1 protein-coding gene is annotated in these 262 nt (G+C 66.8%); it reads left to right on the top strand.

The window, feature by feature from the left end; genetic code table 11:
• Positions 1–262: contractile injection system protein, VgrG/Pvc8 family (locus tag SB816_RS32660; protein WP_410548333.1), on the top strand; the 262-nt coding region annotated here is incomplete at both ends.

Below are 262 nucleotides of genomic sequence, written 5' to 3'. Positions count from 1 at the left end.
CGCTTCGCGCTGTCGCAGCCGCTGCCAAGCCGCTCGTACACGCGCCAGCACGACACCGACTGGCATTTCGTGCATCGGCTGATGGAGAGCGAAGGCCTTTACACCACATGGCAGCAGGCCGACGACGGCAAGTCGCACACGCTCGTCATCACCGACAACCTGCAGGCGTTTGCGCCGCTGTCGCCGCAAACCGTGCGTTTCTATCGCGGCGGGACGGCGAGCGATGCCGACGCGTTCACGCAGTGGTCGGGCACGCGCACGC

Origin of the sequence: Achromobacter sp. SIMBA_011 (assembly GCF_046535435.1) — a bacterium.
Classification (GTDB): domain Bacteria; phylum Pseudomonadota; class Gammaproteobacteria; order Burkholderiales; family Burkholderiaceae_B; genus Achromobacter; species Achromobacter dolens.
Note: the sequence above shows the minus strand (reverse complement) of the source record. Positions and strands in the feature narration are given on the sequence as shown.